Here is a 26,529-nt window from a genome sequence, read left to right as displayed (position 1 = left end):
AACTCCTATTCTCGTTTAATAGCTGTCAACGCGTCCGTGCGCGATGCTTTAATAGCGGGATATAACCCTGAAAGAACGCCGGTCATCACAGCGAAAAACATGCCGACTGGAAGAATCCAAAAGGAAATGAATAAAATTTCAGCGGGCTCTCCGGAATTAGATCCGAATCGGATAATGATGAGATTGATTCCCCATATAACCCAATAGGAAAGCATTATACCTACAAGGCCGCCTAACATGCCTAATAACGATGATTCCACAATAAACATGTTGCGGATTTGTTTTAAATTTGCACCCAGTACTTTCATAATGCCAATCTGTCTCCGGCGTTGATGCGTGGACATCGTCATAGCAACTACAATGGAAATCGAAGCTACGAACAGCACGAAAAGACCGACACCCGTGAGAAGCAATCGGACAATAACGAATTCGCCTTTCATCCGATCCTCTTGGTATAAATTGGTTTGCGTGTTGAGCTGAAGTTTCTTTATCCACTCATCCACTTGCTTGACGTTGACGCTATTGTCAATTTTCACTTTCACTTCCGAATATTGAACGCGACCGTTTTGGGCCGACTTGTTCAGAGCCTCCAAAATTTTCTGGCCGGTTTGCGGGGATACGTAAGCCGTTTTGTTCCCTTGCAGCATGGAGTCCGGCAGACCTTCCGGTTTTTTCAGGACGCCAGTAACACGCAGTGTCACTTCCCTTGGTTCAGCCAAACTTGTACCCGAATTTCCTCCAGTTTGCTCTTCGAAATTATTTGCTTTGAGCAGCAATTGCTTTTGATATAGTGGATATGGAATCGCGCCCATTTGACGGTAAGTTTCAGCCTGCTCCTTGGTCGGATTTTGCTGCATCAGCTTATTTCTGGTCTCTATCGTCTTGGAGTCCATAACACCGAGGGTTGCCCCATAATTGAGCACAATGTGATTGTCTTGATTCGTAGCTCCGCCTTGTCCAAATTTGGAATCGAAATCTTCCAACGCGCTCAGCTCAGTCGCAATCAGATGAAGGTAGCTTTGTTTGCCATCATCAACTGTGAAGTTGAATTGTCCTAAGTCTTGAAAACTAGCAACGGATTTAACGTGTGGAAAAGTACGAATGAGTTCGAGCTTGCTCGTTGTTAGTTTAGGCGGGCTGTTCGGGTCATTGTTTTGATCTGTAATTGTAATTTCATCTGTTTTGAGATAAAAGCTCATTTGTTTCTGGCTGTAATGTTGAATGGATTCTCCGAAGCCGAGCGCCACCATAATGGAAGCCGAACCGATGGCGATACCTACGGTACATAATGCTGTGACGACTTTGCGCCGCTGCAGTTGGTCCCAGCCAAGACGAATGTAATCTTTTAGCTTCATCCGGCTTCACCATCCTGCTCATTTCCTTCCAGCAAGTATCCGTCGCGAAGCTGTAATATCCGCCGCGTACGGCGCGCTACTTCGTGTTCGTGAGTAACGATCACGAAGGTGATGCCCGAATTCTCATTTAAATCAATGAGTAAATCAATGATCTCGGCTTCCGTCTTTGTATCTAAATTACCAGTAGGTTCGTCAGCAAAAACGATGGCAGGTTTCGTAATGAGGGAGCGAGCGATACTGACACGCTGCTGCTGTCCGCCGGATAACTGTGAAGGAAATAAATCCGATTTATCACCGATACCCACTTGTTGCAGAAGCGCCATGGCTCGTTGTTTGCGTTCTGAGGCGGCTACACTTTGAAAGACGAGGGGCAGCTCAACGTTTTCGCGTACGGTTAAATGTGCTATTAATTCATAAGATTGGAAAATGAAGCCGATATGCGTCCTTCGAAATTCCGCCAAGCGGTTTTCGCTCATTTTCTCAATGGCCTGTCCTGCGATGCTAATACTTCCTCGGGTGGGCTTCATTAAGCCCGCCATCAAATTTAGCAGTGTTGATTTCCCGGAGCCTGAGCTCCCGAGCAAAGCGACCATTTCGCCTTGCTCTACCCGGAAACTTAGTTCATGCAGAACGGGTGTATCCTCTTGCCCAGTGCGGAAACTGTGAGATAACCGTTCAATGGCTAACACGTAATCATTCCCTTCAATAAAAAAACTATCTGCTGCCCGGCAAACGCTCATCGTTTTGGAATAGATGCGTAGCAAGGAAACCGATTGCTGCCACGATGGATAAACAGCCGGCAATGACGTAAACCGTGCTCCCCCCCACAGCGTCATAGATCCAGCCGCCCAACGTGCCGCTGATTAATCCAGCGATGCTTGACCAAGCCACAGCAAAAATCGCTTGTCCGGACGAGCGGTATTCATCGGGGATTATTTGGCTCAAATAACGATTGGCCGTTATGAGGAATACACCGAATGTTAAGCTATGCAGCAATTGAACACCGATGATCCAAACCGGATTATGGATTGAGCCCATGATGAAAAAGCGCAGGGCGTAAATAATTCCCGCAAAGGCCAGAAGCGGCAATTCTTTGAAGCGGTGCCCATGCTTGCTTAGAAAGAAGAACATGGGGATTTCACTTAGTGCAGAAGCCATCCAGGCGTAACCGATCACAGAGTCAGGGGCGCCGAGCTGCCGCATATAGAGGGCCAGGAAGCCATCATTAAAACGGTGAGAGACTGACATAATGATGATCAAGGTTAAGAACCAGACAAACTTCTTTGAACGCAGAATGCTCAGCATGCCACCTAAAGCCATTTTTTTGCCGCTTTGACGCGCGTCCTTTAAGAAGAAAACAAGGATTAACGTGCATGTAATGGTGAACAGACACAGAATTGGCGTAAGGCCAGTCCCGTAATGTCTAAGCAGCAAACCAAAGCCTCCGGCGGACACAGCGAAACCGATGGAGCCCCACACACGAAAAGAGGCGTAGCTTTTGCCACTTGCCCGGATGCTCAACATGAGTTGGCTGTCATTGAGCGAATTAACCGGCTGCTGAAAGAAGAAAAACATCGCTAAACAAACGTACAATAGGGAAAACGATCCCGCTGTAAACACTAAAATGGCCGTGATGAGTTGACCGATGATCAGAATAATCATGATTTTTTTGACGGTTTGAAAACGGTCGCTCAAGAAACCCCACAATAAATTTGTTGCGATTCCAATCAGCGGCCCAATGGCATAAAGCAATCCAATTTGAAGCTTGGAATATCCTTTGTAATCAAAGTACAGGGGGAAAAAAGTGACGACGATGCCCATTGTCATAAAAAAGGAGAACGTGAACAATCGGAGCAGGCGATGTTGTGACTTTATAAGATTAGACGTACTCATAGATGGTTATCACTCGTTTTCGCTACAAATTTTTTGGAGATAGGGTGGGCTGCGGTTCTTCGGCTGTGCGTTTGAGCACGTAAACCACGACCAGCAACTCGGCCAGTGTGCCAACAGATTGTGCTAATGCGCCAATCATTCCATTCCAGTCGGGTACTGTCGAAATGGAGATGAAAAGGGTTAAGACCGTGATCGTAGCATTTGCCGATTGCGAGAAAACCATAATTTTCGTTTGCCCTCGGAGCATAATAATTCCGTTCATATAATCCAGCCAAGGGAATACTAATGTCATAATCATAAAGATACGCATAGCATGCAAGCTGGCTCGCATTAGTTCAGCATTAACACCCATCACATGGGACATAAACCAAGGACCAAGAGGTGTATAAGCAAGAATAGCGATAAGAGCTCCGGGAATAAAGCTAAGAACAAGCACGAACCGCAGCACGGATTTTGCATCTTTGCGGTAGAAGTTTAACACGATTTGATGAATATAAGAGAAAAAACTTAAAACCAGCTGTGTCAAAGAGCCGGCAATCGCAAAAGAAGATATAGCAAGGTGGATGTGCGTTGTTTTGCCTAAGACCGCATTAATTGAGGGTCCGATGATGACGGCGATGACAGATGAATACAAGAGCGGCTTATAGAAGCTGAAAATTTGTTTCTTGGTTTCAACGGGATGGCCGGGCACCTTTTCAGGAATCACTTTTTTTAGCAAGCTGGTGCCTTCCCAGATGGCTACTAAAGCTTCTATGACCATGCCCATAAGAAAAATAATAGCGCCAACTCGCCCGCTAGTGACATTATTAGTTGTAATAAAATACAACGATAATAAATACATAGCGACAATTCGTACACCCATCCCAATGGTTAACCATTTGGTCCGCATATTAAAAATAATAATGCCATGAAATAAGCATCGCAGTCCGGAAAAAATGCTAACGAACATTAAGATACGATAAACACTGATCGTTGAGTCCAATAGCTCGCGTTCGACGCCAAAGAAGTAAAGAAATACCCACTCTCCAACCGGCGTGTAGCATATAATGAGACCAAGAAGGATGATACAAGCAAATACATAAGAGCTAACAGCTGCCATGGCTCGGAATGAGACGCGGTCCCTGACGAGGGCGGAACAAGCTTGTCTTAGCAGAACAGCTGGTCTCTCGGTAATGCCTAACAAACTTAGTGGCAGCGCATAGCTGGCAATGACCAACTCGGGATTATCAGCCCGGGCAAGTGTGCTGTTAATGATAACGTGGGAGAGAGTAACTAACGTTGCGGAAAGACCGAGGGGGAGAAAAAAGGAGATAAGCTGATTCCATGAGATCGTTCTTTTCATAGTTGAAGCGGTCATTTCTGTATCTCTCCTAACCAATTTGTCCCTTCTAAAAACGTTATTTAAGTATATCAGAAAATGAAATATTGTTGACATACAATTTTAACTGGAAACCCAAGGTTTGAAGTGATACATTTAAAGGTAGAATGTTTCTTGAACTATCGCAGCATGTTTTTACTGCAAGGAGGTAATTCAGAAGAATGAGCTGCTATTTTCAATACGATGCCAGACTTGGTATCGAGACGCCAGCATTAGAACAAGATTGGGATTCTTACCCCTCTGAAGTGCGAGTTGAAATCCTGTTTCAATGGGAACAAATTCGAGGAGTCATCCCCGATCGAATCATGAAGCTGGAAAGCGTCATTATTCATAAACAAAACCAGTTGGATCAAGAAGATGATTTTATAACTTCCTGTCGTTTGAATTCCGAAATTGCTGATTTGGCATCGATTATAAATGATCTTCACCTTTGGTTCCGGATTAATCAGGATTTGGAAGCGAAGACCCACCATTAAGTTCGTCTAATGAAAGGGAGAGTGACTGGCATGCATAGCAATAAAGATGGTGCAGACTGGCTGGAAGCTATTGCGAAGCCGCTCTTGGAGCATCTACCTGCCTTATATCCAATTGAAGAATGGGATTTAGCCATGGATGCGAACATTGAAGCGATGTTACCTGCTACTATGAGCCAAGGGAATCCGGAGCAAGAGATGTATGGCTTGGCTATCAAAGCGGGTCTTTATTTACTGAACGAAAGTCTCGACAAGTCACACGATATTGCCCAGGAAATTACAAATGCTACAGGCAGCTATTGGCATGCTCTTATGCACCGGATGGAAGGCGATTATAGCAATGCGAAATATTGGTTTAATGACGTCGGTCATCATCCTATTTTTTCAAATTTAATTGCCTGTGTAAGAGAGTATTTGAGTGTGAAAGACTTGGCGGATCTAGACAATGAGGCGTTGCGCCAGAAGCTGGAAGTGCTGATTACTTCTCCTGTATGGAACCCCTGTGTTTTTATTGACGTGGTAGAACTTCAGGTATCCCTGGTTCAAAATTCAACAGTCGATAGTTGGCTGAGACATATCCAACGTTATGAAATGCAACTGCTACTGCAGTATTGCTATGAACAAAGTTGTGGAGGAAGTCTGCTTGAAGCAATTGGACAAAAGTAGTACGAAGGTTCCGCAAGGTCCGCTCCGGTTAATGCTCAGGGTATATCGGTACATTTTACCGGATGTAGGCGAACAGCTTTCCATTTGGAAAACAAAAGCGGAGAACATTCCAGATACTGAACTGCGTACGCAAGCTTTAGCCAGCATAGCAACGAAGAAGTTTCATTGTCAGGGCGGCGCCGTCTATGCGGCTGCCAATTTGTCGATGCGCCATGTACTTATACCGCTTATCGTTGCATTTCAGACGATCAGCGATTATCTAGATAATTTATGCGATCGCAGCACTTCTTTAGATCCTCAAGATTTCCGACAATTGCATCAATCGATGCTTGATGCCGTAGATCCTTCCAAACCTCTGCATGATTATTACGCGTATAGACAGGAGAAAGAGGATGGCAATTATCTGAGGGATCTTGTTCTGAAGTGCCAATCCTGTATCGATTTGCTGCCGTCTTATGGACAAGTCGCGGATCAGGTGCGGGATTTCGTTGCTTTATATTGCGATTTGCAAGTGTACAAGCATATCCGCAAGGATATGCGAGAACCAGAGCTTCAACAGTGGTGGAAGCTTCACCATCATCGTTATCGCCAGATTGATTGGAATGAATTTGCGGCAGCTACGGGGTCCACATTAGGGATGTTTATGTTGTTCTTGGCGGCATGCGATACTCAATTGAATGACAAGCAGGTGGAGGCGATTCGGGAGGCCTATTTTCCTTATGTTTGTGGGCTGCATATTTTGCTTGATTATTTAATTGATCAGGAAGAAGATGTTCTTGGGGGAGATCTGAACTTCTGCAGCTATTATAGCTCTATGGAGGACACGGTTGAGAGGATTGCATTTATCGTGCAGGAAGCGCGCAGCAAAATTTTGTTCTTGGAACATCCGCGATTTCATCGTATGATAATCGAAGGTTTGCTCGCGCTCTATTTGTCAGACCCTAAAGTGAATGGACAACAGCAAGTAAAAAACATATCCAAGCGTCTTATGAAAAATAGTCCGTTAACCCGGTTGTTTTTCTGGCTAAATAGCATGTATATCCGTACGACATCATGAATGTCATTCACAAGAATTTGAAGGAGGAAATTGAAATGTCAGCAGTAAAATCAATTGCAGTTTTAACAAGCGGTGGGGACTCCCAAGGAATGAATGCAGCGGTTCGTGCGGTTGTCAGAAGCGCATTGTTCCATGGACTTGAAGTTTATGCCGTGCAACGTGGTTATCATGGTTTAATCAACGATGATATTCGCAAAATGGATCTCAGAAGCGTTGGAGATATCATTCAACGTGGCGGAACGATTCTGCAAACAGCGCGTTGCAAAGAATTTTTGACTCCGGAAGGCCAACAAATCGGTGCGGAAAACCTGCGTAGACGTGGGATTGACGGCTTGGTTGTTATCGGTGGGGACGGGTCCTACCAAGGGGCGAACAAACTAAGTAAACTGGGAATCAAAACGATGGGTCTGCCAGGGACTATCGACAATGACATTCCGTTTACAGACTTTACGATCGGTTTCGATACAGCGGTAAGTATCGTCGTGGATGCGATTAATAAGCTTCGCGACACCATGACCTCCCACGAGCGTTCATCCGTTGTTGAAGTTATGGGCCGTCACTGCGGTGAAATTGCACTTTATGCAGGATTAGCCAGCGGTGCGGAAACCATCATCGTTCCAGAGGTTGAAGTTGACATCTGCGAAGTGGCTAACCGTATGAAAGAGAACTTCTCTCATGGCAAACGTCACAGTATTATCCTGATCGCTGAAGGAGCAGGCACTGGCGATGGAGTTGCGAAACAAATCAATGAGGTAGTCGGTATTGAGCCGCGTGTTACGGTTCTAGGTCACATCCAACGTGGTGGAACACCAACGCATAACGACCGTATCTTGGCAAGCCGTCTTGGGGATTTTGCCGTTCGCAGACTGATGGAAGGCGATTCTTCCAAAGCTTGCGGCGTTATCAAAGGCGAGTTAGTCGCTACGGATATCGATTTAGTTGTTAATACTAAGCGTGAATTCAACAAAGAGTTGTATGAATTGGCAAGTCGTTTATCCCAATAAGCTCAGTAAGCAAAGTAAGTAGAGTAAGTAGAGAGCCTATTGACCTGAGGATTGACTTCGTCTATAATAGCCAACAACGTACAAAGCGACATTATGTCTATGAAGAGCATCCAACTCGGAGACGTTTATGATCGGAACGGCTGATGACTGAATAAGCATCGACTCTCTCTAAGTAAACCGGCACCGCCCGTTATCGCGGAACCAAGCGGATGATGGCAAGAAATTGCTGTCATCAAGTTGGGTGGCACCGCGAGCAGAACGCTCCTCGTCCCAATTCGGACAGGGGCGTTCTTTGTCTTTTTCTCATAATCGAAAAGGAAGCGGTGACGGAAGATGTTGGATATCAAATGGATTCGCAACAATCAAGATCAGGTGAAAGAAGCTGCTAAGCAAAAGGGAATCGCTTGTCCCTTGGAAGAGCTTCTCGAAGTAGAAGAGAAGAAGAGGCAGATGCAGCATCGTGTTGATTTGCTTCGAGCAGAGCGTAATCGAGCTACAGCACAAATTGCAACGTTGATGGCTGAAAAGAACCAAGCGGAGGCCGATAAGCTGAAGGAGCAGGTTCGCAGCTGGAATGTAAGCCTGGCAGCGGACGAAGAGGAACTTGCGCATTATGAGGAGCGGTTCAAAGTGCTCATGCTGACAGTGCCGAATCTTGCTTCGCCTGACACACCAGAAGGTGCTACGGATCAAGACAATGTTGTCGTGAAAATCGTAAGAGAGCCTGCATCATTTCCTTTCGAGCCTCGTGATCATCTACAAATCGGGGAAGATCTAGACATCCTAGATATACCAAGAGGTGTAAAAGTAGCTGGAACCCGCAATTATTACCTCAAAGGTATGGGATTGTATTTACACCGGGCGGTTCAACAGCTGGCTATTGATTTGTTAATGGATCGTGGTTTTACGGTCATGGATGTACCGTTAATGGTTCGTGAAGAAACGCTGGTGAACGCAGCATTTTTCCCGGCAGGCAAGGATCAGACCTATGAGTTGCAAGATGAGAACAAATGGTTAGCAGGTACTTCCGAAGGACCGCTTGTTTCGTACTATGCGAATGAAATTGTAGATCTCTCGGAAGGTCCGGTTCAGCTGGCAGCGGTATCGAATTGCTTCCGTAAGGAGGCTGGCTCGGCGGGAAGAGATGTGCGTGGATTGTATCGCGTTCATCAATTTGCCAAGGTTGAACAGGTCATTGTTTGCAAGAATGATCCGGAGATGGCTGATATCATGTTGGAGCAGATCACGAGAAATGCGGAAGACATACTGGATCTGTTGGAGCTGCCATATCGAATCGTTGCCGTGTGCGCCGGTGATATGGGGGCCAAAAATTATAAGCAGTACGATATCGAAACATGGATGCCGAGCCGTAATGCTTATGGCGAGACGCACTCGTCGTCAAGCCTGCTTGACTTTCAAGCACGCCGCAGTGGACTGCGTTACCGAGATCAGAATGGCGAACTGCACTACTGCTATACACTTAACAATACAGCTGTAGCCACACCACGGATTCTGATTCCCTTGCTTGAAAACCATCAACAAGCGGATGGCTCGATCTATCTTCCTGCGGCTCTTCGTCCCTATATGAGAGGTTTAGCAGCGATAACTGCCAAATAACGATAAAACGCACCTTATCTTTCGGAAGCAATTCCGTTAGATGAAGGTGCGTTTATGGTTTAATAGCCTTCGTGAATGTTCACCAAGTTCATCATTTCTCCGCCGTCCAAGAGCGCTCGCAAATTATGATAAAAGATCGCGGATACACGCTCTGTATAATGCGAGGATGAACCTGCAATATGTGGAGTGACGATCACGTTCGTCATGCTCCAGAGGGGAGAAGTCGCTGGCAAAGGCTCTTGTTCGAAAACATCGAGCGCTGCTCCGGCGAGCTTGCCTTCCTGCAGCATAAGCGTCAATGCACCTTCATCAATCACATCGCCTCGAGCAAGATTGATCAGAAAGGCGCTTGGCTTCATTAAGCTTAAATGTTCTTTCGTAATTAAGCCCCGTGTTTTCGGAGTGCTAGGAAGCAGCAAAACGACGAAATCACTTTGGGCTAGCAAAGTGCGAAGCCCCTCATCACCGCTAAGCGTTTGATCATAACCAGGCTGTGGTGTACCTGAGCGATTTAAACCGATGACCGACATATCAAAAGCTTTCGCTTTACGGGCGACGGCTTCACCGATGGCGCCGGCCCCAACAATACCTAGCGTTTTACCGGAAAGCTCGCCTACGGAGATGCGTTGATACCATTCTTTCTGGAGCTGGCATTCATACAGCTTGTTGGATTTACGCACCCACTGAAGCATAAGGCTGAGCGTGAACTCACTCATTTGAATCGTATGTACTCCACGTGCGTTAGTCAGCGGGATTTGACGTTCTGCCAACTCTTGTAACGGCAGCTTGTCCACCCCGGCGGATAAAGTTTGCATCCATCTGAGTTTAGGGGCTCTTTCTTTGGTGGCGTATTCCGGATGTATTCGGCCCGCTGTAATGATGACTTCAGCATCAGCAATATGTTCTTGAGCATCTTTTGAAGATCTAAACCAATGAAACTCAGTGCGGCCCTTTAGATCTTGCGGCATCCGCTCCTGCATCAGGGAAAGATTCATATCCGTAATGGCGACAATTTTCATTTCTTCAACTCCTTCAGAGTATCTTTTGTTATTGCTATTCGCTTTTGAGTAACTTTTTGTGTACAGCTTAGCATCAAATCTGGTAACATATTCTTGATTATACGATAAAACACCCTGAGGTATATAGCCTCGGGGTGTTTCCTTGATTAATAACTAACATTAGGTGTGTAGTTGTTATTAGCATTCCAAAGCAAGAATTCGTCTACGCCATTATCTTTCAGTGCGCGAATTTGTTCTTGTACCTCATGCGGGCCGTATTTAATGTAACCCGGTACCCATGAGGCGGTGAAATCTTGAATCCACGGGCGAACGACGGGTTTCCAGCCTTTTTTGTCAATGGCTTCTAATTTCTTCGTTGTATCTTTCGATGCACCGTTAATTGTCACATAAGGAGCGGCATCTGGTACTTTAGCTCCAAACCAGCCCGTACTGTAATGACTCGGATAAATCATTGGGGAAATGACATCGACATTTTGAGATATTTTCTCGAAATCTTGTCCAATCCCTTCAGCTGCCGGAACCGATGCGGCATATCCGAAAATATCAACGGAAACACGTACACCAAGCGGCTGCAATTGTTCTTTGGCATATTTGACGAAAGAAGCTACAGCATCGATGCGGGGACGATCATCTTTGGTGTATTTGAGTGTGTCTGCTCTTTTCTCAAAGCCTTCCGGAAAGCGGACGTAATCGAACTGAATTTCTTTGAAACCGGCCTTGACTGCTTCTTTGGCGACAGCAATATTGTAATCCCATACTTCTTTGTTATATGGATTTACGAAGCTGTCCGGCGGATTTTTGCCATTGCCCCAAACCGTGCCGTCGGGGTTAACAAAAGATAGTTCCGGTTTCTTTTTGGCAAGAACGGTGTCCTTGAAAACTACAATGCGTGCAATGGGATAAATGTTATGTTCATTAAGCGTAGTCATGAGACCGGGCATATTGCCAATGATTTTCTGGGTGGTGCCCATTGCGTCCAGCTCTGGATTGCCGGTTTCCCACGTGATGTAACCCCAATCGTCTTTGACGTCGATAACCATTGCGTTCAGTTCGGTGTCGTCCATTAATTTCACAAGTGTATTGAGACGGGAACCTCCTGCGCTGTGCGCAGTCGCATAGATACCTTTAACCTTGGGAGCGTCTTTTTGCGGATCTAGTTTGTTTACTGGAGCGAGAGGATCAGTTGGATCATTTGTAGGAGCTGGTTGAACGATTGCTACGGCATTCTTAGCGTCCAAAGATGCTTGTACGAGCTGCTCGAAGCTTGCGTCAGGGTTAGCGGCAGTAACATTGCCCCAAATAAGGGCAAGTGAAGCAAGTAAAATTTCCATGATGTATAAGTCCTCTCCAATCTTGTTCTCTGCTTTATTATAAAGCAAGCAGCAAGCTCCGCACAGAGGAAATTTGTTGAGAGTTGTAGAAAGAAGGTAGTCGTTGTTGAAACTTGATAAGCAAATTGTATCTTTGTCGGGAGTTAACTTTTTTTACTATGCTTCAAGCGCAATCTTAATGCCTTATTTACCCCTGTATTTGCAAACGAAAGGCTACACAGCAGCAGAAATTGGACTGTTAATGATGATTGGCCCCTTTATCTCAATATTCGCTCAACCCTTTTGGGGCTATGTAAGCGATAGATTCAATTCGGTGAAAAATATCGTATTTCTGTTATGGGTATTATCCTTATTAGGCAGCATCGGGCTTTTTTTAACGAGTGGATTCGGACTTACCTTAGGCTTCATCCTGCTGCTCTATTTCTTTTTGCTGCCATCGATCCCACTCATTGATAATTTGGTTGTGAAGTCAACGGCTGTTCGTGGAATGTCTTATGGCTCAGTTCGGGTGTGGGGCTCCATCGGTTTCTCGGGGGTTGCGCTAATTTCGGGACTGCTGCTGGATCAATTGGGCGGAGTAGCAAGAATGCCTTATTTTTATTGGGTGTTGTGGATTTTTCCATTTCTGCTTCTAGCCTTTATTAAGGATGAGAAGAGCAGTGGACAGCGAATTACGCTAAGTGCCATAAGTATCATATTTAAAAGTAAAAGCTTCCTGTGGTTTATGTTAATGATCTTGATTATTTCAATCCCGCATCGTATGAATGATGCGCTTCTGGGCTTATATCTCAATAAGTTGGGTGCCACGGACTCGATGGTTAGTTGGGCATGGGCGATTGCGGCATGCAGCGAAATTCCTGTATTTGCCTTAATTAATCGCTATATCAACCGCTATCATGAGCTGACCATTCTAGGAATTGTTGCGATTATTTATACAATCCGTTGGATTCTTTATTCGGTGATTACCGACCCTTGGGTGTTAATCGGCTTGCAAGTGACACAAATGCTCACCTTCGCCGTGTTATGGATTGTTGCCGTACAATATGTCGTTCGATTGCTGCCGGAGCAGTTTGGATCAACGGGGCAATCCATTCTTGCCATGGTGTTCATGGGATTAGCAGGGATCATCGGAGGTTCCATAGGGGGCTGGCTAAGTGAACAGTGGGGAGGCGCCAGCATGTATATATTCGCGACAGTCATGTCGGCTATCGCGGCGGCGATGTTCTTAGGCACACAGGCCGTTATGCGCAGCAGAAGTTAAAAAAAATAAAAGCACCCTGTAGAAGAATATTACCGGGTGCTTTTTATTATTTGTTTATCTGACCTGTCTCTGTATGGTTCACTTCAGCAGGATTGATCTCTTTACGAGCCGGTACTGGCTGATCATCAGATGTATTGTTACCGCCGTTTCCACTCGTTGCATCTTTGAATTCACGAAACATTTTGCCAAAACCTCTGCCAAGTTCAGGCAGTTTATTAGGCCCGAACAAGAGAAGGGCAACAATTGCGATTAAGATGATGTGCCAAGGAGATAATGCTCCCATGCTAGACACCTCCAATAATTTATCTTTATGCACTATTATATCATGTTATTATAATAACCTATATAGTCTAATTATAACAAATTGAATAACAATGTTGTAAAAAATGTGCATCCGCAGAAAAAGACGCCCCTTAATGATAAAGGGCGTCTTTATGATGTTCCGAAATGCTGAATTGAATAATCTCCATGACATCTTCTGCCTCGAGCGCCTCGATACCAAACCGAAGGACGATCTCAGAGTCCAGCTCACAGCTGGTTAAGAAGGGGTACAACTCGGGTGTTAATTTCATTACAATCCTGGATAATTTGACTGTTTCCACAAGCATCACCCTTCCAATCATAAGATTAGAATAAGAACTACGCCTGAACCACTCACGATGAAACCAGAACTATATGAAATTACAATCATTATAACACAATTTAATACGGATGAAAGAGGCTGGTTACACGATTTACGACTTCAGCTTGCGGAATTCGCCAACGACACCAACGGTTTCAACGATATTTACGAACGCTTTGGGATCTATCTTCTTAATAATTCGTTTTAGCTCAGCGAGCTCATAGCGAGTTGTGACGGTCATGAGCATATCATGTTGTTGTTTCGTATAAGCGCCTTCTGTTTTTACTAGTGTGACACCTCTGGGAAGCTGTAGCAGCTCATGAGTCAACTCATCCTTCTGTTTCGTAACGATGAACGCCGTCACCTTAACATGGCGAATATGTACCGTATCGACGACTTTCCCACAGATATAGATGGCTAACATGGAGAAGAGGGCAAGATCCCAATTATGTTTAAAATAACCGAGAGCCACAATGACAATACCGTTCATACCGGATATTATCGTACCCAATGGAAAATCAAACTTACGGGTCAAAATCAAGCCTACAATATCAAAGCCGCCGGTGGAACCGCCAATCCTTAAGGTGATACCGCTTCCGATCCCGATCAATACACCGCCGAAAACTGCGCCAAGAATAGGCTCCTGCGCAACATAACTAGTAGGCAGGATTTGCATCAGCCACGAAGTTAGAATGACGGATGCAACACTGATCATAATGAATCTGCGGCCGATCGCAATCATTCCCCAAATCATGAGGGGCAGGTTAAAAATTAAATATAATAAGCCAATGTTCCAGTTCGTAAAGTAGCCGATAATCATGGCGAATCCCGACACCCCGCCGCTAAGCAGCTGGTGAGGGATGAGAAACATGTTGAAGCCAACCGCGACAAGCAGAGCGCCAACTAAAATGATGAAGGCATCCAGCGCTTTTTTCAAAAAAAATCACCTCTAAAATAGTATGCAGCATAATGCAAGTATAATTCATTCTTTCAAAACTTCAATCATTATTTAACCAACGTTTAATTAAAATAAACAGAAATAAAAAAGCTGTGTCCATTTCGTGGACAACAGCTTTTCCCAAGTGACTAGCGCCTTTTGAAGGAGCCGGTCTTCTTTGATGTGCTCGGCTTACTGGTTGAAGGCTTCGTTACCTTACTAGGCGTTGACCCGTCGTTTTTACGATCCGTAGAGGAGCTGCCTGAGCTAGGATTTGCCGTCCCGCTCTTGAAAGTTCCCGTCCGATCTGACGTAGTCGGTTTCTTATCCTTGGAGGTATCGGTAGTCGGCGTGGTAGCTTTGCCAGAGCCTGCATTATACGTCGGTGTCTTCGTATAACCGCGATAATCGTAAGACCCTTTATTATTGAACCAGCTTCCTCCGAAAAGGTTCTGCAGTAAAGCCGCTGTCAAAAAACCTTGTAAAAAGGAGGAATCATAATGGGTTTTGGCATATTCAATACTGTCTACCTGAACCAGGGTGTTCTTGCTCTCGTTCGGATCTTTCTGAATATTAATGACTTTATCGCTATAAACAAGGAACATTTGATCTTCCGATTCCTTGCTCTTTTCTTTAGGTGACTCTTTCGCGGCCAGCTCAGTTGCTACGGCAGGGACATTTTTCCCTTCAACTAAATATACTTTAGAAAGGTTAGTACCTTTGCCTTCTACACTGACAAGCGGATACTCATCTTTGATATATCGTACGGCATCAGCGCCACACCCGGTTAGAAGGGCGATGATCAATAAGAAGGAAAGCCATGAGGTCCATCGTTTCACTTTACAGTAAACCCTCCTTTTGGGGTATGACTAAAATGATATCACAGGTGGATTAATGCGTCGATTTTAAAAATTTAATCTGATTCCCCGGCGTCCGCTCCCCTTCGAGAGCAATAAACTTGCCATCTTGCCATTGAAGGAAGAAGAATCTGCGATCAGGGCCGAAGTAGCGCCAGAAGATGATATCGTCACCACTTCGGAAATCGGTATTTCCTTCCGTCCGCGTAACATCATTACGATGAAACTCCAAGTCGAACGTTAAATCGTCATCTAACTCAAGTCGTGTCGGGACATCATTAGGATCATCAAGCGCGCCTTCAACAAAGCTGCAAAGGAAGCAATCATAGGTTCGTCCTTTTTCCACAATCAGACACTGAATATTTCTGCCGCTTTGCAAATAATAGGCGTAGCGATGCGGAGCAAAACCGCGGTCGAAATAAACGACTTTACCGGATATGACGTATTCCTCTAAGTCTACATTTACAATATCCCCAACTTTGGCGTCTTCAAGCGGGTTGCCGGCGGGGGTTGTTTCCGGTATTTGTTTCTGACTTCGCAAAATGCTGCTTACACGTTTAAATATGGACATTGAAAACTCTCCTCTGTTCCGAATGTTGTTCTAACCTGTAATACGTTTAGCTTATGCTTAAGGTTTCGTTCTCATCATTTGATGTGCTCATGAAAGCAGCCTCTGGCATTGTGCATATAACCTGTGCTATAATACTTTAGATGTTCTTAAGGGCGGCCAATTGGATCATGGAAGATGATGAATCGAAATGTTATCCACCAAGAAACTATAGACACGGATAGGAAGTCGTACTTAAGGGTAAAAAAGATACAAGGCATTAGCCTGCCCTGTACAAAAGGAGATTGAATTTATTTGAAAACATTTCAGGAGTTTGGTTTAGAGCCGGCGATTCTACGTGCGGTAACGGAGATGGGGTTTGAAGAATCCACACCGATTCAAGAAAAAACGATTCCGTTAGCCATGGAAGGCCGAGATTTAATCGGTCAAGCACAAACCGGTACTGGTAAAACAGCTGCTTTCGGTATCCCGCTAATCCACAAAATTAATATGAAAGAAGAGCGTATTTCCGCTCTTATTATGTGTCCAACACGGGAACTTGCCATCCAGGTTGCGGAAGAGATTGAGAAACTCGGCCGTTTCAAAGGCATTCGCTCCTTACCTATTTATGGTGGACAGGATATTGTAAAACAAATTCGTGCACTTAAAAAGAAACCTCAGATCATTATCGGTACGCCTGGTCGTTTACTTGACCACATTAATCGCAAAACGATTAAGCTTGATGATGTTCAAACGGTTATCTTGGATGAAGCAGATGAAATGCTTGACATGGGCTTTATGGATGATATCCAATCCATCTTGAAGCTCGTTCCGGAAGAGCGCCACACGATGTTGTTCTCAGCAACGATGCCGGCGAACATCCAGAGATTGGCGCAGCAATTCCTGCGTAATCCTGAGCATGTATCGGTAATCCCGAAACAAGTCAGCGCTCCGCTGATTGATCAAGCGTATATCGAATTGCACGAAAAACAAAAATTCGAAGCATTAAGCCGCTTGCTTGATATGGAAGCTCCGGAACTGGCCATCATCTTCGGACGTACTAAACGCCGCGTTGATGAATTAGCGGAAGCTCTACAAAAAAGAGGTTATGCTGCAGAAGGTTTACACGGAGATTTATCCCAAAATCAACGTGACAATGTGATGAGAAAATTCCGTGACGGAAGCATCGACGTGCTGGTTGCTACGGATGTAGCAGCTCGTGGACTTGACGTGTCCGGCGTAACGCATGTTATCAACTTTGACCTTCCGCAAGATCCGGAAAGCTACGTTCACCGTATCGGTCGTACAGGACGTGCTGGTAAAGAAGGTACAGCTTGGACGTTTGTAACACCAAGAGAAATCGATCACTTGCACTTCATCGAGAAAGTTACTCGTCACAAAATTAGCAAAAAGCCATTGCCTAGCTTGGCGGAAGCGATCGAAGGCAAGCAAAAAATGACAGCTGAGCGTATTCTTGATGTGCTTCAAAATGATGCACAATTCGAATTCAAAGGTTTGGCTATCCAAATGCTTGAGCAATACGATTCTGTCAACTTACTTGCAGCAGCTATGAAGCTTTTGACAGGCGACAAAAAAGAACTGAATATCGAGTTGACTCCGGAAGATCCAATCCGTGCTAGAAAGAAAAAATTCGACGTGCGCAGCTCAGGCCGACGCGTTGGTGGCGGATATGGTTCTGGATCAAGCGATCGTCGTCAAGGCGGCGGATATGGATCCGGTTCAGGAAGTTCCAATTCCCGTTACCCGCGTAAAGATGGCGGCAGAGATTACGGTTCAAACAGAGAAGGCGGAGAAGGACGCAGCTCCTCTTCCAGAAACCGTGAATACGGAAGCAACAATCCGGGCAACCGCGATCGTTCCAGAGCTCCTCGTAAAAGCGAAGACACTTTGGTAAATAAATAAGGGGTTACACCCACGAAATAAAGGCGGAGATCCTTGGAGGATCTTCGCCTTTTTTCAATCGTTGAAGAACCTAGAACGACTAGACGTCTACCTATATGTTCAAAAATAGGCTATAATTAAACCAAGGTTAGCGAGACAAGCTTTTCGAAGATTTATGGACTATCAACGTAGAAAGTTTCCTGAAGGAAACGCTAAGGAGGAAGCGGTTTTGGAGTTTAGAGGAGTAATGGGAGGACTTTACAAAATATCAGAATGGATCATGCGTTTATCGGTGATAAATCTTTTATGGATTTTGTGTTCAATTCCGGTTTTCTTTTTTGGTTTTATGGGATTGGTTAGTCCATCTCCTGATGGGCTGAAAGCCATGTTACCGATCATCGCAATTTTGGCACCGTTTACTTTATTCCCGGCGACTACTGCCATGTTCGCAGTTGCTAGGAAATGGGTTACTGGAGAAGAAGATGTTCCTCTGCTGAAAACATTTTTTCGCGGATATAAAGAAAATTACGTGCAGAGTATGGTCGGCGGTATTTTCTTCGTCCTAATCTTCGTCATCATTAGCGTGAATTACTTCTTTTACTTAAAACAAGGAAGTTCGCTCAAAATATTGGCCGTTTTGTTCATTGCATTCACGGTCATCATGATCATTTCCTTATTTAATTTCTTTTCCATTATGGTTCACCTGCATATGAAGATTTTCCAAATTTTGAAAAATTCCGTCTTGATCTCAATTGGAAATCCAATCAACTCCATTGTGTTGCTGCTTTGTAACGGAGCGATTTTCTACATTTGTGTTACGAAGTTTAATTTCTTCCTTGTTGTGTTCTTCATGGGAAGCATTATGGCAACCTTTTCATTCTGGCAGTTTAATCGCAGTTTCACCAAACTGCAAATTAAGCAGCAGGAACTCGAAGAGAAAGAGCAGCAGAAGCTTGAAGAAGCTGAGGCTGAAGCTGAAGCTAACTCGGAAGATAGGGTCGAAGAAGAAACAGAAACTAGAAATTCTGCGGTTAGTCTGCATAAAAATGACGAAAAGAATAGAGAATAAAGCTACCAGTTGATTATCAGCCGGTACAGCACTATAATAAGAACTACAAAAGAATCCTGCGATGTACGTAACGGTTTTAAGTTGTTTTAAACCAATGACTGTTTCTAGGGAGACCTAAATCGAAGTGTGGCTGACATGCCCTCGAAAGGGGACCTCAAATACACTTCTGCGGACACCCACCTGCGAGAGCGGGTTTGAAGCACAAAAACCGGACGGCATAGGCGGGTTTCTTTGCGTCTTCATACGTACAAATAAAGCGGTTGATCAGGAAAGTTTCCTGTTCAACCGCTTTTTTAGTTCAATTAAGATTGACCGGCAAGGTCGCTTAATTGGTGGAAGGTGTTTTGAAGCGTGCCGTAGAGGCCACGGTAAATTTGATAATAAGCTTCATATTTATTTTGATTATCTACATTCGGCTCTACACGGTCTGTGACTTGAATCCATTTCTCACAAAGCGAAGTGATGTCCTCTCCAAGGACGCCTGAAGCAGCCATGATGGCAGCGCCATAAGCAGGCCCGTCTGTAGAGTTAACTGTGACAACTGGGATGCCGAAGATGTCGGCAATCATTTGACGCCAGAACGGGCTTCTAGCACCGCCACCGTTCACGCGAAGTTCGGTCACCTCTACGCCGGACTCCCTTATTAATTGAAGAGAGTCGCGCAGCCCAAACGTAATGCCTTCAAGAACGGCGCGGGTCAGATGCGCTTTGCCGTGTCTGAGATTCAGGCCGATGAAGGCGCCGCGGGCTTTGGGATCTGGGTGCGGCGTCCGCTCCCCGGACAAGTAAGGCAGGAACAGCAAGCCTTCGCTGCCTAAGGGAGCAGTGGACGCCTCAGACGTCAAGATCTCGTAGACGTCTTTGCCTTCTTGCTGCGCACGCTCAAGCTCCTCGTGCGCGAAGTGGTTGCGCCACCACTGGAACGAGCCGCCGGCCGCCAGCATAACCCCCATGCGGTGCCATTTGCCAGGCACGCCGTGACAGAAGGAATGAAGCCGGTACGCTTCATCCACTTGATACGTGTCGTCGTGAACGAAGACGACACCGGAAGTGCCGAGCGCCACCGACGCGATGCCTTGGCGGACGACGCCAACACCAACGGCGCCGCAAGCTTGGTCTCCGCCGCCGGCTACGATCGGCGTGCCTGCAGCTAGGCCGGTCAGGCTAGCTGCTTCCGGCAGCAGGTGGCCGGCTACGTCGCCGGACTCAAAGAGCGGCGGCAGCCACTCGAGCGGAATCTCCAACCGTTCGGCGACGGTTTGCGACCAGCTGCGGTGTGCGACGTCCAGCAGCAGCGTGCCGCTTGCGTCGGCCATGTCCATGCCGAACGCACCCGTCAGGCGCAGCCTGACGTAGTCCTTCGGCAGCAGCAGATGCCGAACGCGTGCGTAATTCTCCGGCTCATGCTGCCGGAGCCAAATGACCTTGGGCGCGGTGAAGCCGGTCAGCGCCCGATTGCCCGTAAGTCGGCCGAGTTCGGCTTCGCCGACGGTCGACTCGATGTAGGCGCACTGCTCGGCAGTGCGCTGGTCGCACCAGAGCAGCGCAGGTCGGATGACCTGCTGCGCCTCGTCAAGGAAGACCGACCCGTGCATCTGGCCGGAAAAGCCAATACCTGCAACATCGCTGCCAGGGATGTTTGTTTTCGTTAAGAGCGCGCGAATCCCCTCGACGGTGGCGTTCCACCAGTCCTCAGGATGCTGCTCTGCCCAACCGGGATGAGGCTGCTGAAGCGGATACTCGACGCTATGGCTCCCAATGACATTTCCTGAGTTATCTACTAGAATACATTTAACAGCAGAAGTTCCTAAATCTAACCCCATAAAATACGACATAAGCATTCACCCTTTGTTGAAAATAGAATGTAGTTCTTCATTATCTTTGTTTGTTTAATAAATATACAAAGATGAATCTTTTATATTATTCGTACGAAAATATAAAAATCCTTCTTTTGATGAGATTTTTTTCGTCTATTGCCATATCAAATTCATTTCATACCACTGAACTCCGCCGTGCTCCGATGCCGATGGGCCAATGTACCGAAATCCATTTCTTTCATAGAATGAAATCAAATGTTTTTCACACATTAAAATAATACCTTTTAAACCATCATCTTTCGTCTTTCGTATCATTTCTTGGAGAAGATTAGCGGCAATGCCTTGTCGTTGGTAATCAGGATGCACGGCAATCGTCAGCAGACAAAAATAATGGCCGTCAGTATCATAATCAACGCCCTGTTTGATGCTCTCATCCGAGAGGTTGTTGTGATTTAATCGGACCCCATTGGCTACACCAACAATTGGCTGCTCAGAACTCGAATCGGATTCAGCTACCAGAAAATAGCGTCCGAACAGTTCCATCCTCATCTGAAAAGCATCCCACGATGCAGCGGACTCTTGAGTATACACGTTCATTTCAATATTATGAGCTGCTTTCAATTCTAGATCATTTGCGATTGGACGAATTTTCATTGTGGAATTAACTCCTCATTTTTGGTTTTTCCCATGGGAAAATTTATTTCGTATGCACATAAGTGTTTGCCTATAGCATAGTATGGGTTTATATAGTATAATTCTAAATAAAATGTTTCCTTAGGACAACATTATTGGTCTTACGAAAGAAGGAGATATCTATGTCAATAGCATATAAAGAAGCTGAGCATGAAGGTGAAGGCTGGAAAGGTAAATCCTCGATGCCGAGTTTACCTGAAGTTCATCAAAGTATGCGAGTACCCAAAAAGGCAGGCTTCATACGTAAATTACTTGCATTCGTAGGCCCTGGCTATCTCGTCGCGGTTGGGTATATGGATCCTGGGAACTGGGCGACGGACTTAGCGGGAGGTTCCAAGTTTGGATACACCCTTTTGTCTGTCATCTTAATTTCGAACCTCATGGCTATTCTCCTGCAGGCCTTGGCTGGCCGCTTGGGCATTGTAACAGGGCGTGACTTAGCGCAAGCTTGTCGGGATCATTACAGCAAGCCTGTATCATTCGTATTATGGGTTCTATGTGAATTAGCGATTGCCGCTTGTGATTTAGCGGAAGTCATTGGTGCAGCGATTGCCTTAAACTTGCTGTTCGGTATTCCATTGATTTATGGTGTCATATTAACATCGATAGACGTTCTTTTGGTATTGATGCTTCAAAAAAGAGGCTTTCGTTATATTGAGGCCATGGTTATAAGTTTGATTGCACTTATTACTTTTTGTTTTGTCATGGAACTCATCTTTTCTCAACCTGATTTTGCGGCTGTAGCAGCAGGGTTTATTCCGACAACTGAAATTGTAACCAATCCTGCTATGTTATATATTGCTCTTGGGATTCTCGGGGCGACGGTTATGCCTCATAATTTATATTTGCATTCATCGATCGTTCAAACGCGTAAAATTGAACCAACGATTCAAGGTAAACGCGAGGCTATCAAATTCGCAACGATTGATTCTACTGTAGCATTAATGCTGGCTTTATTCGTCAACGCGGCTATTCTTATTCTTTCTGCAGCAGCTTTTCACTCAGCAGGTACAGAAGTGGCTGAGATACAGGATGCCTATCATCTGCTAGGACCTATGTTAGGTACCGGCGCCGCGAGTGTATTGTTTGCTGTTGCGTTACTAGCCTCAGGGCAAAATTCAACGCTCACTGGGACATTAGCCGGACAAATCGTCATGGAAGGCTTTCTGAATATCCGTCTTTCACCATGGCTTCGCCGTTTGATCACCCGAATGATTGCGATCATTCCGGCTGTTATTGTCATTGGCATCTATGGAGAAAGCGGCGCAACTGATTTGCTTATTCTAAGTCAAGTCATTCTGTCTTTGCAGCTTTCCTTTGCTGTCATTCCGCTAGTGAAGTTTACTTCTGATCGTAAAAAAATGGGTGAACTTATCACACCAAAGTGGATGATTGTGCTTAGTTGGATCGTAGCGGTGTTAATTGCAGCTCTAAATGCCTATTTGCTTTATAGCACCTTTTTTGGAAATTAATGAGTAAATTTGTCTAAATGACTGTGGAGTAATCCTACCGATTTCATTTTCCCTCTTTTTCTTATCCCCAAACAGTGGTAATATAGAGAGCAGTGTAGAGAAGGCAAGCGGTCTAAATGCACTTCATTGAAGGGGGAAAAGGCTTTTGCTTAAGAGAACTTTAATCGGATTACTTCGCAGTCACGAAACGACCGGAGATAAAGCCAAAGATCCTTTGCTGAAAACAAGGTATTACAAGCTTCCCAAAGAGCAGGTATGGGAAGAGGTTACGGCAGTTTTGAAGAAGACACCGGGTTATAAGCTGCTCCACGAAGTCCAAAGTGTAGGCGAAATTCTCGCAGAACGCAAAACAATGACAGGCAGAACACAGGATGTTACTTTGACACTGTTCGCGATTAATCCCGTGAAAACGGCAGTGGATATTTATTCAGCATCCCGAGGCTCAATGGGGGACCTTGGTTCCAACTACCGTACAATTATAGATATTTACAAACAATTAGACCGTAAACTAGCTCAATATAAAATTGAAGGATAATAAAAACAGCAGGGAAGCTTGGCCTCCTTGCTGTTTTATTTGTTTCTATTAAATTAATTTTTTAACAGCTGCTACAGCTGCTTCGTAGTTAGGGTGTGCTGTCATTTCGCCCAGGTATTCCACGTATTGAACGGTATCGTTAGCGTCGATAACGAAGATTGAACGCATATCAAGTTGAAGCTCTTTGATCAATACGCCATATGCTTCACCGAAGGATTTTGTTTTGTAATCGGACAATGTGATAACTTTGTCGATTCCAGCTGCTCCGCACCAACGGGATTGTGCGAAAGGAAGATCAACGCTAATTGTCAGTACAGTGACATTGTCACCTAGGCCAGCTGCTTCTTCGTTGAAGCGGCGAGTTTGTGCGTCACAAACACCTGTGTCCAAGGATGGAACTACGCTGATCAGCTTTACTTTACCAGCATAATCTGCCAAGGTTACTTGTGTCATCAAGTCTTTGTTCACAGTGAAGTTAGGTGCTTTGTCACCTACTTTAATTTCAGGTCCCACCAAGGTGATCGGATTGCCTTTGATTGTAGCAACACCAGTACGGTCTTGAGCCATTTGAACAGTTCCTCCTTTGATTTCCATGCAATTTAACAACTTTTTCATTATAAGCTTTTTGAAGTTAGGTTGTCCAATTGAAGCTGTGAGGCTATAATTTAAATGCATAAAATATTGACAGATTCGTAATCCTGTAAGAAAAGTCGGGGGATTCATCCAAGTGGAATTAAGACAATTGCAGTATTTTGTGAAAGTTGCAAGAAAGCAGCACGTGACCCAAGCCGCAGAAGAAATGCATGTGGCTCAGTCCGCTGTTAGCCGCCAAATTCATCTGTTAGAAGAGGAGCTTGGCGTGAATTTATTTGTTCAAAAAGGGCGTAACCTGCATCTGACTTCGGTTGGTCACTTATTCTTAAGCCGCATCGAGGGGATATTGACTGACCTGGAGCGCGCCGTTGGTGAGATGCATGAATTTCTCGATCCCGAGGCAGGGGAAATTCGTATCGGTTTCCCGCACAGCTTAGTTATTAATTTACTTCCAGCTGTCGTTGCCTCTTTTAAGAAAGATCATCCTAATGTAAAGTTCCGGCTTCGCCAGGGGACGTACACATCTTTGATTCGAGATGTTACCAAAGGTGAGATCGATCTTGCATTTATTTCGCCATTTCCAGAGTCCCATGAGCATGTGACAGGGGAATTACTGCTGACGGAAGAATTATATGCGATTATTCCGGCCAATCATATTCTTGCTGATTATACGTCGATTCGTCTCGAACAGTTGAAACATGAAAACTTTGTTATGTTTAGTGAAGAGTATACGCTGCGCTCTATTGTCATGGAGGCGTGCTTAAAGGCCGGCTTCGTCCCGAAAATCGAATTCGAGGGAGAAGAGACGGACACCATTCGTGGTCTCGTTGCCGCGGGGATGGGGGTCAGCTTGCTGCCTGCGATGGCGTTGATGGAAGGTGGGCAGATGCAGCCTGCCAAAATCCGTGTTACCGATCCGCAAGTGACACGTACAGTAGGCTTGATAAGCCGGAAAGGCGAAAAGCTTCCATTGGTAGCTGAAGTGTTCAGGCGCTTTCTGCAAGAATACTTTCAATAATAAAAGCTCTCCTGTGTGCCGCTTATGCTGCAGCGCAATGGAGAGCTTTTTTGTATTAATCGTCGTTATTACGACCGGTAAATATCATGATATATTTCAGTAGCTCAAGCACAGAGATTAACGCTGCCGCGACATAAGTAAGTGCTGCTGCATTAAGGACCTTGGCTACCCCGCGTTCTTCCTGATTGGAGATGAATCCTTCGGAAACCATCAAATCGCGGGCTCTGGAGCTAGCGTTGAATTCTACCGGCAAGGTGACCAGTTGAAAGGCGACGGCTGCTGCGAAAAAGATAATGCCCAGACCGAGAAGCCATGGAATCTGTTGGAATAAGAACCCCGCTAAAATTAAAAGTGGAGCTACGCCGGATGCAAAATTTACGACAGGGAACATGTAATGTCTTGCAACGAGCATAGGATAATGTACTTTGTGCTGAATCGCATGCCCGACTTCGTGACAGGCGACGGAAACGGCAGATATGGAGCTTTCATAGTAGACAGGCTCTGATAATCGAACTACCCTAGCCGTCGGGTCGTAGTGGTCTGTTAACGTGCCTCGTACGGCTTCAACTGGGACATCATAGAGCCCGTTGGCATCCAGCATCCGACGTGCAGCTTGAGCGCCTGTCATTCCTGAGTAGACAGGGACACTAGACCATTTGTTGAATGTTCCGCGAACTCTGAACGAAGCCCACAAAGAAAGAGCGAATGCAATAATAATGAGAAAATCCATTGGATGAAAAAATAACATTTCACATGCCTCCGTAATTCGTTATGAGAACGGATTTTTACCTAGAAGAACAATTAATGCTTCAATGCATGCTGCAGTTGGTTGCGTTAGAATGCGATAGAGCTTTTTGAGCTGATTTGGCTTCAGCTGTTGGATGATAGGCCCAAGTTCTTTGGCTTCCTTCATTAACTGTTCAAGATGAAGTTGAATGGATGTCAGCTTATCTCTCACGGTGTCATCTTGGGATACCTTGCTCCATTGCTGTAAGTTCGCTTTGATCTCCTCTAGGGTATATTTCTCGTTCTTCATAGTTTCAATACGTTTAAGTCGATTCAAAGTTTCATCGCTATAAAGTCGGTAGTTCGTATCGGATCTTTTCTCGGGCTCGATCAAGTTAAGCTTGGTGTAGTAATCAATGGTCCGAGAACTAACATCGGCGAGTTTGGCGAGTTCCCCGATTTTGTATAGCTTCTCATTTTCCATGTTTCATTCACCCCTACTCCAATGTCATATAATAAATTGCTTCTATAATAATGATACCTGATTACAAACCGTACAGTCAAACGTGATGCTTAGCATACCTGACAAGGGTTCTAAGATAGGAATCTTAACATTTTTCACAAAAAATTAATGAAAACACGAATTATGCCTGTTCGATGTCAGGTTATTTTTCGTTTTTTTCATT

The 26,529-nt window shown here is 45.1% G+C and carries 27 protein-coding genes and 1 other RNA gene; 12 read left to right on the top strand and 16 right to left on the bottom strand.

Going from position 1 to position 26,529, the window contains the following annotated elements; all coding sequences use genetic code 11:
* Positions 1-5: 5 nt before the first annotated feature.
* Genes RQP52_RS23995 through RQP52_RS23980 form a run of 4 tightly spaced genes read right to left on the bottom strand, consistent with a single transcriptional unit; the run spans position 6 to position 4,605 of the window.
* On the bottom strand, positions 6-1,355 hold the full coding sequence (locus RQP52_RS23995) for an ABC transporter permease (RefSeq protein ID WP_315954186.1): 1,350 nt from the start codon (positions 1,353-1,355) through the stop codon (positions 6-8).
* Positions 1,352-2,044, bottom strand: a complete 693-nt coding sequence (locus RQP52_RS23990) for an ABC transporter ATP-binding protein (protein WP_315954323.1) — start codon at positions 2,042-2,044, stop codon at positions 1,352-1,354. The genes RQP52_RS23995 and RQP52_RS23990 overlap by 4 nt, the downstream gene beginning before the upstream one ends.
* Positions 2,045-2,069: 25 nt before the next feature.
* Positions 2,070-3,248, bottom strand: coding sequence for an MFS transporter (locus RQP52_RS23985; protein ID WP_315954185.1), 1,179 nt, complete (start codon positions 3,246-3,248; stop codon positions 2,070-2,072).
* 22 nt (positions 3,249-3,270) lie between these two features.
* Complete coding sequence (locus tag RQP52_RS23980; RefSeq protein ID WP_315954184.1) at positions 3,271-4,605, bottom strand: multi antimicrobial extrusion protein MatE; 1,335 nt, start codon at positions 4,603-4,605, stop codon at positions 3,271-3,273.
* Between the two features lie 182 nt (positions 4,606-4,787).
* On the opposite strand from RQP52_RS23980, the gene RQP52_RS23975 reads away from it, so the two are divergent.
* The 5 genes from RQP52_RS23975 to serS all read left to right on the top strand — a co-directional run bounded on the left by RQP52_RS23975 (position 4,788) and on the right by serS (position 9,443).
* A complete protein-coding gene (locus RQP52_RS23975; RefSeq protein WP_315954183.1) occupies positions 4,788-5,102 on the top strand; it encodes a hypothetical protein in 315 nt (104 codons plus the stop codon).
* 30 nt (positions 5,103-5,132) lie between these two features.
* A complete protein-coding gene (locus RQP52_RS23970; protein ID WP_315954182.1) occupies positions 5,133-5,765 on the top strand; it encodes a hypothetical protein in 633 nt (210 codons plus the stop codon).
* On the top strand, positions 5,716-6,822 hold the full coding sequence (locus RQP52_RS23965) for a tetraprenyl-beta-curcumene synthase family protein (RefSeq protein WP_394358173.1): 1,107 nt from the start codon (positions 5,716-5,718) through the stop codon (positions 6,820-6,822). The genes RQP52_RS23970 and RQP52_RS23965 overlap by 50 nt, the downstream gene beginning before the upstream one ends.
* Before the next feature lie 35 nt (positions 6,823-6,857).
* Positions 6,858-7,826, top strand: coding sequence for a 6-phosphofructokinase (gene pfkA, locus RQP52_RS23960; RefSeq protein WP_315954181.1), 969 nt, complete (start codon positions 6,858-6,860; stop codon positions 7,824-7,826).
* 333 nt (positions 7,827-8,159) lie between these two features.
* On the top strand, positions 8,160-9,443 hold the full coding sequence (serS, locus tag RQP52_RS23955; RefSeq protein WP_315954180.1) for a serine--tRNA ligase: 1,284 nt from the start codon (positions 8,160-8,162) through the stop codon (positions 9,441-9,443).
* A 59-nt stretch (positions 9,444-9,502) separates the two neighbouring features.
* Here the strand turns inward: serS and RQP52_RS23950 are convergent, their stop codons facing one another.
* Positions 9,503-10,462, bottom strand: a complete 960-nt coding sequence (locus tag RQP52_RS23950; protein WP_315954179.1) for a D-2-hydroxyacid dehydrogenase — start codon at positions 10,460-10,462, stop codon at positions 9,503-9,505.
* Positions 10,463-10,608: 146 nt separating this feature from the next.
* The gene (locus RQP52_RS23945; protein ID WP_315954178.1) at positions 10,609-11,793 is read right to left on the bottom strand and encodes a putative glycoside hydrolase; all 1,185 of its coding nucleotides are present in this window, start codon (positions 11,791-11,793) and stop codon (positions 10,609-10,611) included.
* A 103-nt stretch (positions 11,794-11,896) separates the two neighbouring features.
* On the opposite strand from RQP52_RS23945, the gene RQP52_RS23940 reads away from it, so the two are divergent.
* The gene (locus tag RQP52_RS23940; protein ID WP_315954177.1) at positions 11,897-13,054 is read left to right on the top strand and encodes an MFS transporter; all 1,158 of its coding nucleotides are present in this window, start codon (positions 11,897-11,899) and stop codon (positions 13,052-13,054) included.
* A 46-nt stretch (positions 13,055-13,100) separates the two neighbouring features.
* Here RQP52_RS23940 and RQP52_RS23935 read toward each other — a convergent pair whose 3' ends face one another.
* The 5 genes from RQP52_RS23935 to RQP52_RS23915 form a co-directional block, all read right to left on the bottom strand.
* Positions 13,101-13,337 carry a Sec-independent protein translocase subunit TatA/TatB gene (locus RQP52_RS23935; protein WP_315954176.1) on the bottom strand — a complete coding sequence of 79 codons (237 nt, stop codon included), beginning with the start codon at positions 13,335-13,337 and terminating at the stop codon, positions 13,101-13,103.
* Positions 13,338-13,467: 130 nt separating this feature from the next.
* Entirely contained in the window at positions 13,468-13,662 is a 195-nt protein-coding gene (locus tag RQP52_RS23930) for a hypothetical protein (protein WP_079413795.1), read from the bottom strand.
* 126 nt (positions 13,663-13,788) lie between these two features.
* A complete protein-coding gene (locus RQP52_RS23925; RefSeq protein ID WP_315954175.1) occupies positions 13,789-14,613 on the bottom strand; it encodes a YitT family protein in 825 nt (274 codons plus the stop codon).
* 149 nt (positions 14,614-14,762) lie between these two features.
* Positions 14,763-15,452: a DUF4247 domain-containing protein gene (locus RQP52_RS23920; protein WP_315954174.1), complete on the bottom strand. Its 690-nt coding sequence runs from the start codon at positions 15,450-15,452 to the stop codon at positions 14,763-14,765.
* Positions 15,453-15,504: 52 nt separating this feature from the next.
* Positions 15,505-16,041: a DUF4178 domain-containing protein gene (locus RQP52_RS23915; RefSeq protein ID WP_315954173.1), complete on the bottom strand. Its 537-nt coding sequence runs from the start codon at positions 16,039-16,041 to the stop codon at positions 15,505-15,507.
* Positions 16,042-16,332: 291 nt separating this feature from the next.
* On the opposite strand from RQP52_RS23915, the gene RQP52_RS23910 reads away from it, so the two are divergent.
* The 3 genes from RQP52_RS23910 (at position 16,333) to ssrS (ending at position 19,220) form a co-directional block, all read left to right on the top strand.
* A complete protein-coding gene (locus RQP52_RS23910) occupies positions 16,333-17,940 on the top strand; it encodes a DEAD/DEAH box helicase (RefSeq protein ID WP_315954172.1) in 1,608 nt (535 codons plus the stop codon).
* 208 nt (positions 17,941-18,148) lie between these two features.
* The gene (locus RQP52_RS23905) at positions 18,149-18,988 is read left to right on the top strand and encodes a YesL family protein (RefSeq protein ID WP_315954171.1); all 840 of its coding nucleotides are present in this window, start codon (positions 18,149-18,151) and stop codon (positions 18,986-18,988) included.
* A 50-nt stretch (positions 18,989-19,038) separates the two neighbouring features.
* Positions 19,039-19,220: non-coding RNA, 6S RNA (gene ssrS, locus RQP52_RS23900), on the top strand.
* A 70-nt stretch (positions 19,221-19,290) separates the two neighbouring features.
* On the opposite strand, the gene xylB is transcribed toward ssrS, so the two are convergent.
* Entirely contained in the window at positions 19,291-20,823 is a 1,533-nt protein-coding gene (gene xylB, locus RQP52_RS23895; protein ID WP_315954170.1) for a xylulokinase, read from the bottom strand.
* 135 nt (positions 20,824-20,958) lie between these two features.
* Positions 20,959-21,459, bottom strand: a complete 501-nt coding sequence (locus tag RQP52_RS23890; protein ID WP_315954169.1) for a GNAT family N-acetyltransferase — start codon at positions 21,457-21,459, stop codon at positions 20,959-20,961.
* 161 nt (positions 21,460-21,620) lie between these two features.
* Between RQP52_RS23890 and RQP52_RS23885 the strand changes: the two genes are divergently transcribed.
* Together RQP52_RS23885 and RQP52_RS23880 are read left to right on the top strand one after the other, a co-directional pair.
* Positions 21,621-22,970, top strand: a complete 1,350-nt coding sequence (locus tag RQP52_RS23885; RefSeq protein ID WP_315954168.1) for an Nramp family divalent metal transporter — start codon at positions 21,621-21,623, stop codon at positions 22,968-22,970.
* A 145-nt stretch (positions 22,971-23,115) separates the two neighbouring features.
* Positions 23,116-23,505, top strand: coding sequence for a DUF1499 domain-containing protein (locus RQP52_RS23880; protein WP_127454576.1), 390 nt, complete (start codon positions 23,116-23,118; stop codon positions 23,503-23,505).
* Between the two features lie 48 nt (positions 23,506-23,553).
* On the opposite strand, the gene tpx is transcribed toward RQP52_RS23880, so the two are convergent.
* Positions 23,554-24,072 (bottom strand): thiol peroxidase, encoded by a 519-nt coding sequence (tpx, locus tag RQP52_RS23875; protein ID WP_127454574.1) that lies wholly within the window; start codon positions 24,070-24,072, stop codon positions 23,554-23,556.
* 160 nt (positions 24,073-24,232) lie between these two features.
* On the opposite strand from tpx, the gene RQP52_RS23870 reads away from it, so the two are divergent.
* Positions 24,233-25,117, top strand: coding sequence for a LysR family transcriptional regulator (locus RQP52_RS23870; RefSeq protein ID WP_315954167.1), 885 nt, complete (start codon positions 24,233-24,235; stop codon positions 25,115-25,117).
* A gap of 55 nt (positions 25,118-25,172) precedes the next feature.
* Here the strand turns inward: RQP52_RS23870 and RQP52_RS23865 are convergent, their stop codons facing one another.
* Positions 25,173-25,865: a zinc metallopeptidase gene (locus RQP52_RS23865; protein ID WP_127454570.1), complete on the bottom strand. Its 693-nt coding sequence runs from the start codon at positions 25,863-25,865 to the stop codon at positions 25,173-25,175.
* Positions 25,866-25,886: 21 nt separating this feature from the next.
* Complete coding sequence (locus tag RQP52_RS23860) at positions 25,887-26,327, bottom strand: MerR family transcriptional regulator (RefSeq protein WP_127454568.1); 441 nt, start codon at positions 26,325-26,327, stop codon at positions 25,887-25,889.
* Positions 26,328-26,529 lie beyond the last annotated feature (202 nt).

It is taken from the genome of Paenibacillus violae, assembly GCF_032461945.1.
Taxonomy (GTDB): domain Bacteria; phylum Bacillota; class Bacilli; order Paenibacillales; family NBRC-103111; genus Paenibacillus_E; species Paenibacillus_E violae.
This window is presented reverse-complemented; position numbering and strand designations above follow the sequence as displayed.

Excerpts from the sequence above, each read along its gene's own strand:
- RQP52_RS23995 (WP_315954186.1), bottom strand. The coding sequence starts at position 1,355 with ATGAAGCTAAAAGATTACATTCGTCTTGGCTGGGACCAACTGCAGCGG.
- RQP52_RS23985 (WP_315954185.1), bottom strand. The coding sequence starts at position 3,248 with ATGAGTACGTCTAATCTTATAAAGTCACAACATCGCCTGCTCCGATTG.
- RQP52_RS23980 (WP_315954184.1), bottom strand. The coding sequence starts at position 4,605 with ATGACCGCTTCAACTATGAAAAGAACGATCTCATGGAATCAGCTTATC.
- RQP52_RS23975 (WP_315954183.1), top strand. The coding sequence starts at position 4,788 with ATGAGCTGCTATTTTCAATACGATGCCAGACTTGGTATCGAGACGCCA.
- RQP52_RS23970 (WP_315954182.1), top strand. The coding sequence starts at position 5,133 with ATGCATAGCAATAAAGATGGTGCAGACTGGCTGGAAGCTATTGCGAAG.
- RQP52_RS23965 (WP_394358173.1), top strand. The coding sequence starts at position 5,716 with ATGAACAAAGTTGTGGAGGAAGTCTGCTTGAAGCAATTGGACAAAAGT.
- pfkA (WP_315954181.1), top strand. The coding sequence starts at position 6,858 with ATGTCAGCAGTAAAATCAATTGCAGTTTTAACAAGCGGTGGGGACTCC.
- serS (WP_315954180.1), top strand. The coding sequence starts at position 8,160 with ATGTTGGATATCAAATGGATTCGCAACAATCAAGATCAGGTGAAAGAA.
- RQP52_RS23950 (WP_315954179.1), bottom strand. The coding sequence starts at position 10,462 with ATGAAAATTGTCGCCATTACGGATATGAATCTTTCCCTGATGCAGGAG.
- RQP52_RS23945 (WP_315954178.1), bottom strand. The coding sequence starts at position 11,793 with ATGGAAATTTTACTTGCTTCACTTGCCCTTATTTGGGGCAATGTTACT.
- RQP52_RS23935 (WP_315954176.1), bottom strand. The coding sequence starts at position 13,337 with ATGGGAGCATTATCTCCTTGGCACATCATCTTAATCGCAATTGTTGCC.
- RQP52_RS23930 (WP_079413795.1), bottom strand. The coding sequence starts at position 13,662 with ATGCTTGTGGAAACAGTCAAATTATCCAGGATTGTAATGAAATTAACA.
- RQP52_RS23915 (WP_315954173.1), bottom strand. The coding sequence starts at position 16,041 with ATGTCCATATTTAAACGTGTAAGCAGCATTTTGCGAAGTCAGAAACAA.
- xylB (WP_315954170.1), bottom strand. The coding sequence starts at position 20,823 with ATGTCGTATTTTATGGGGTTAGATTTAGGAACTTCTGCTGTTAAATGT.
- RQP52_RS23890 (WP_315954169.1), bottom strand. The coding sequence starts at position 21,459 with ATGAAAATTCGTCCAATCGCAAATGATCTAGAATTGAAAGCAGCTCAT.
- RQP52_RS23885 (WP_315954168.1), top strand. The coding sequence starts at position 21,621 with ATGTCAATAGCATATAAAGAAGCTGAGCATGAAGGTGAAGGCTGGAAA.
- tpx (WP_127454574.1), bottom strand. The coding sequence starts at position 24,072 with ATGGCTCAAGACCGTACTGGTGTTGCTACAATCAAAGGCAATCCGATC.
- RQP52_RS23865 (WP_127454570.1), bottom strand. The coding sequence starts at position 25,865 with ATGTTATTTTTTCATCCAATGGATTTTCTCATTATTATTGCATTCGCT.
- RQP52_RS23860 (WP_127454568.1), bottom strand. The coding sequence starts at position 26,327 with ATGGAAAATGAGAAGCTATACAAAATCGGGGAACTCGCCAAACTCGCC.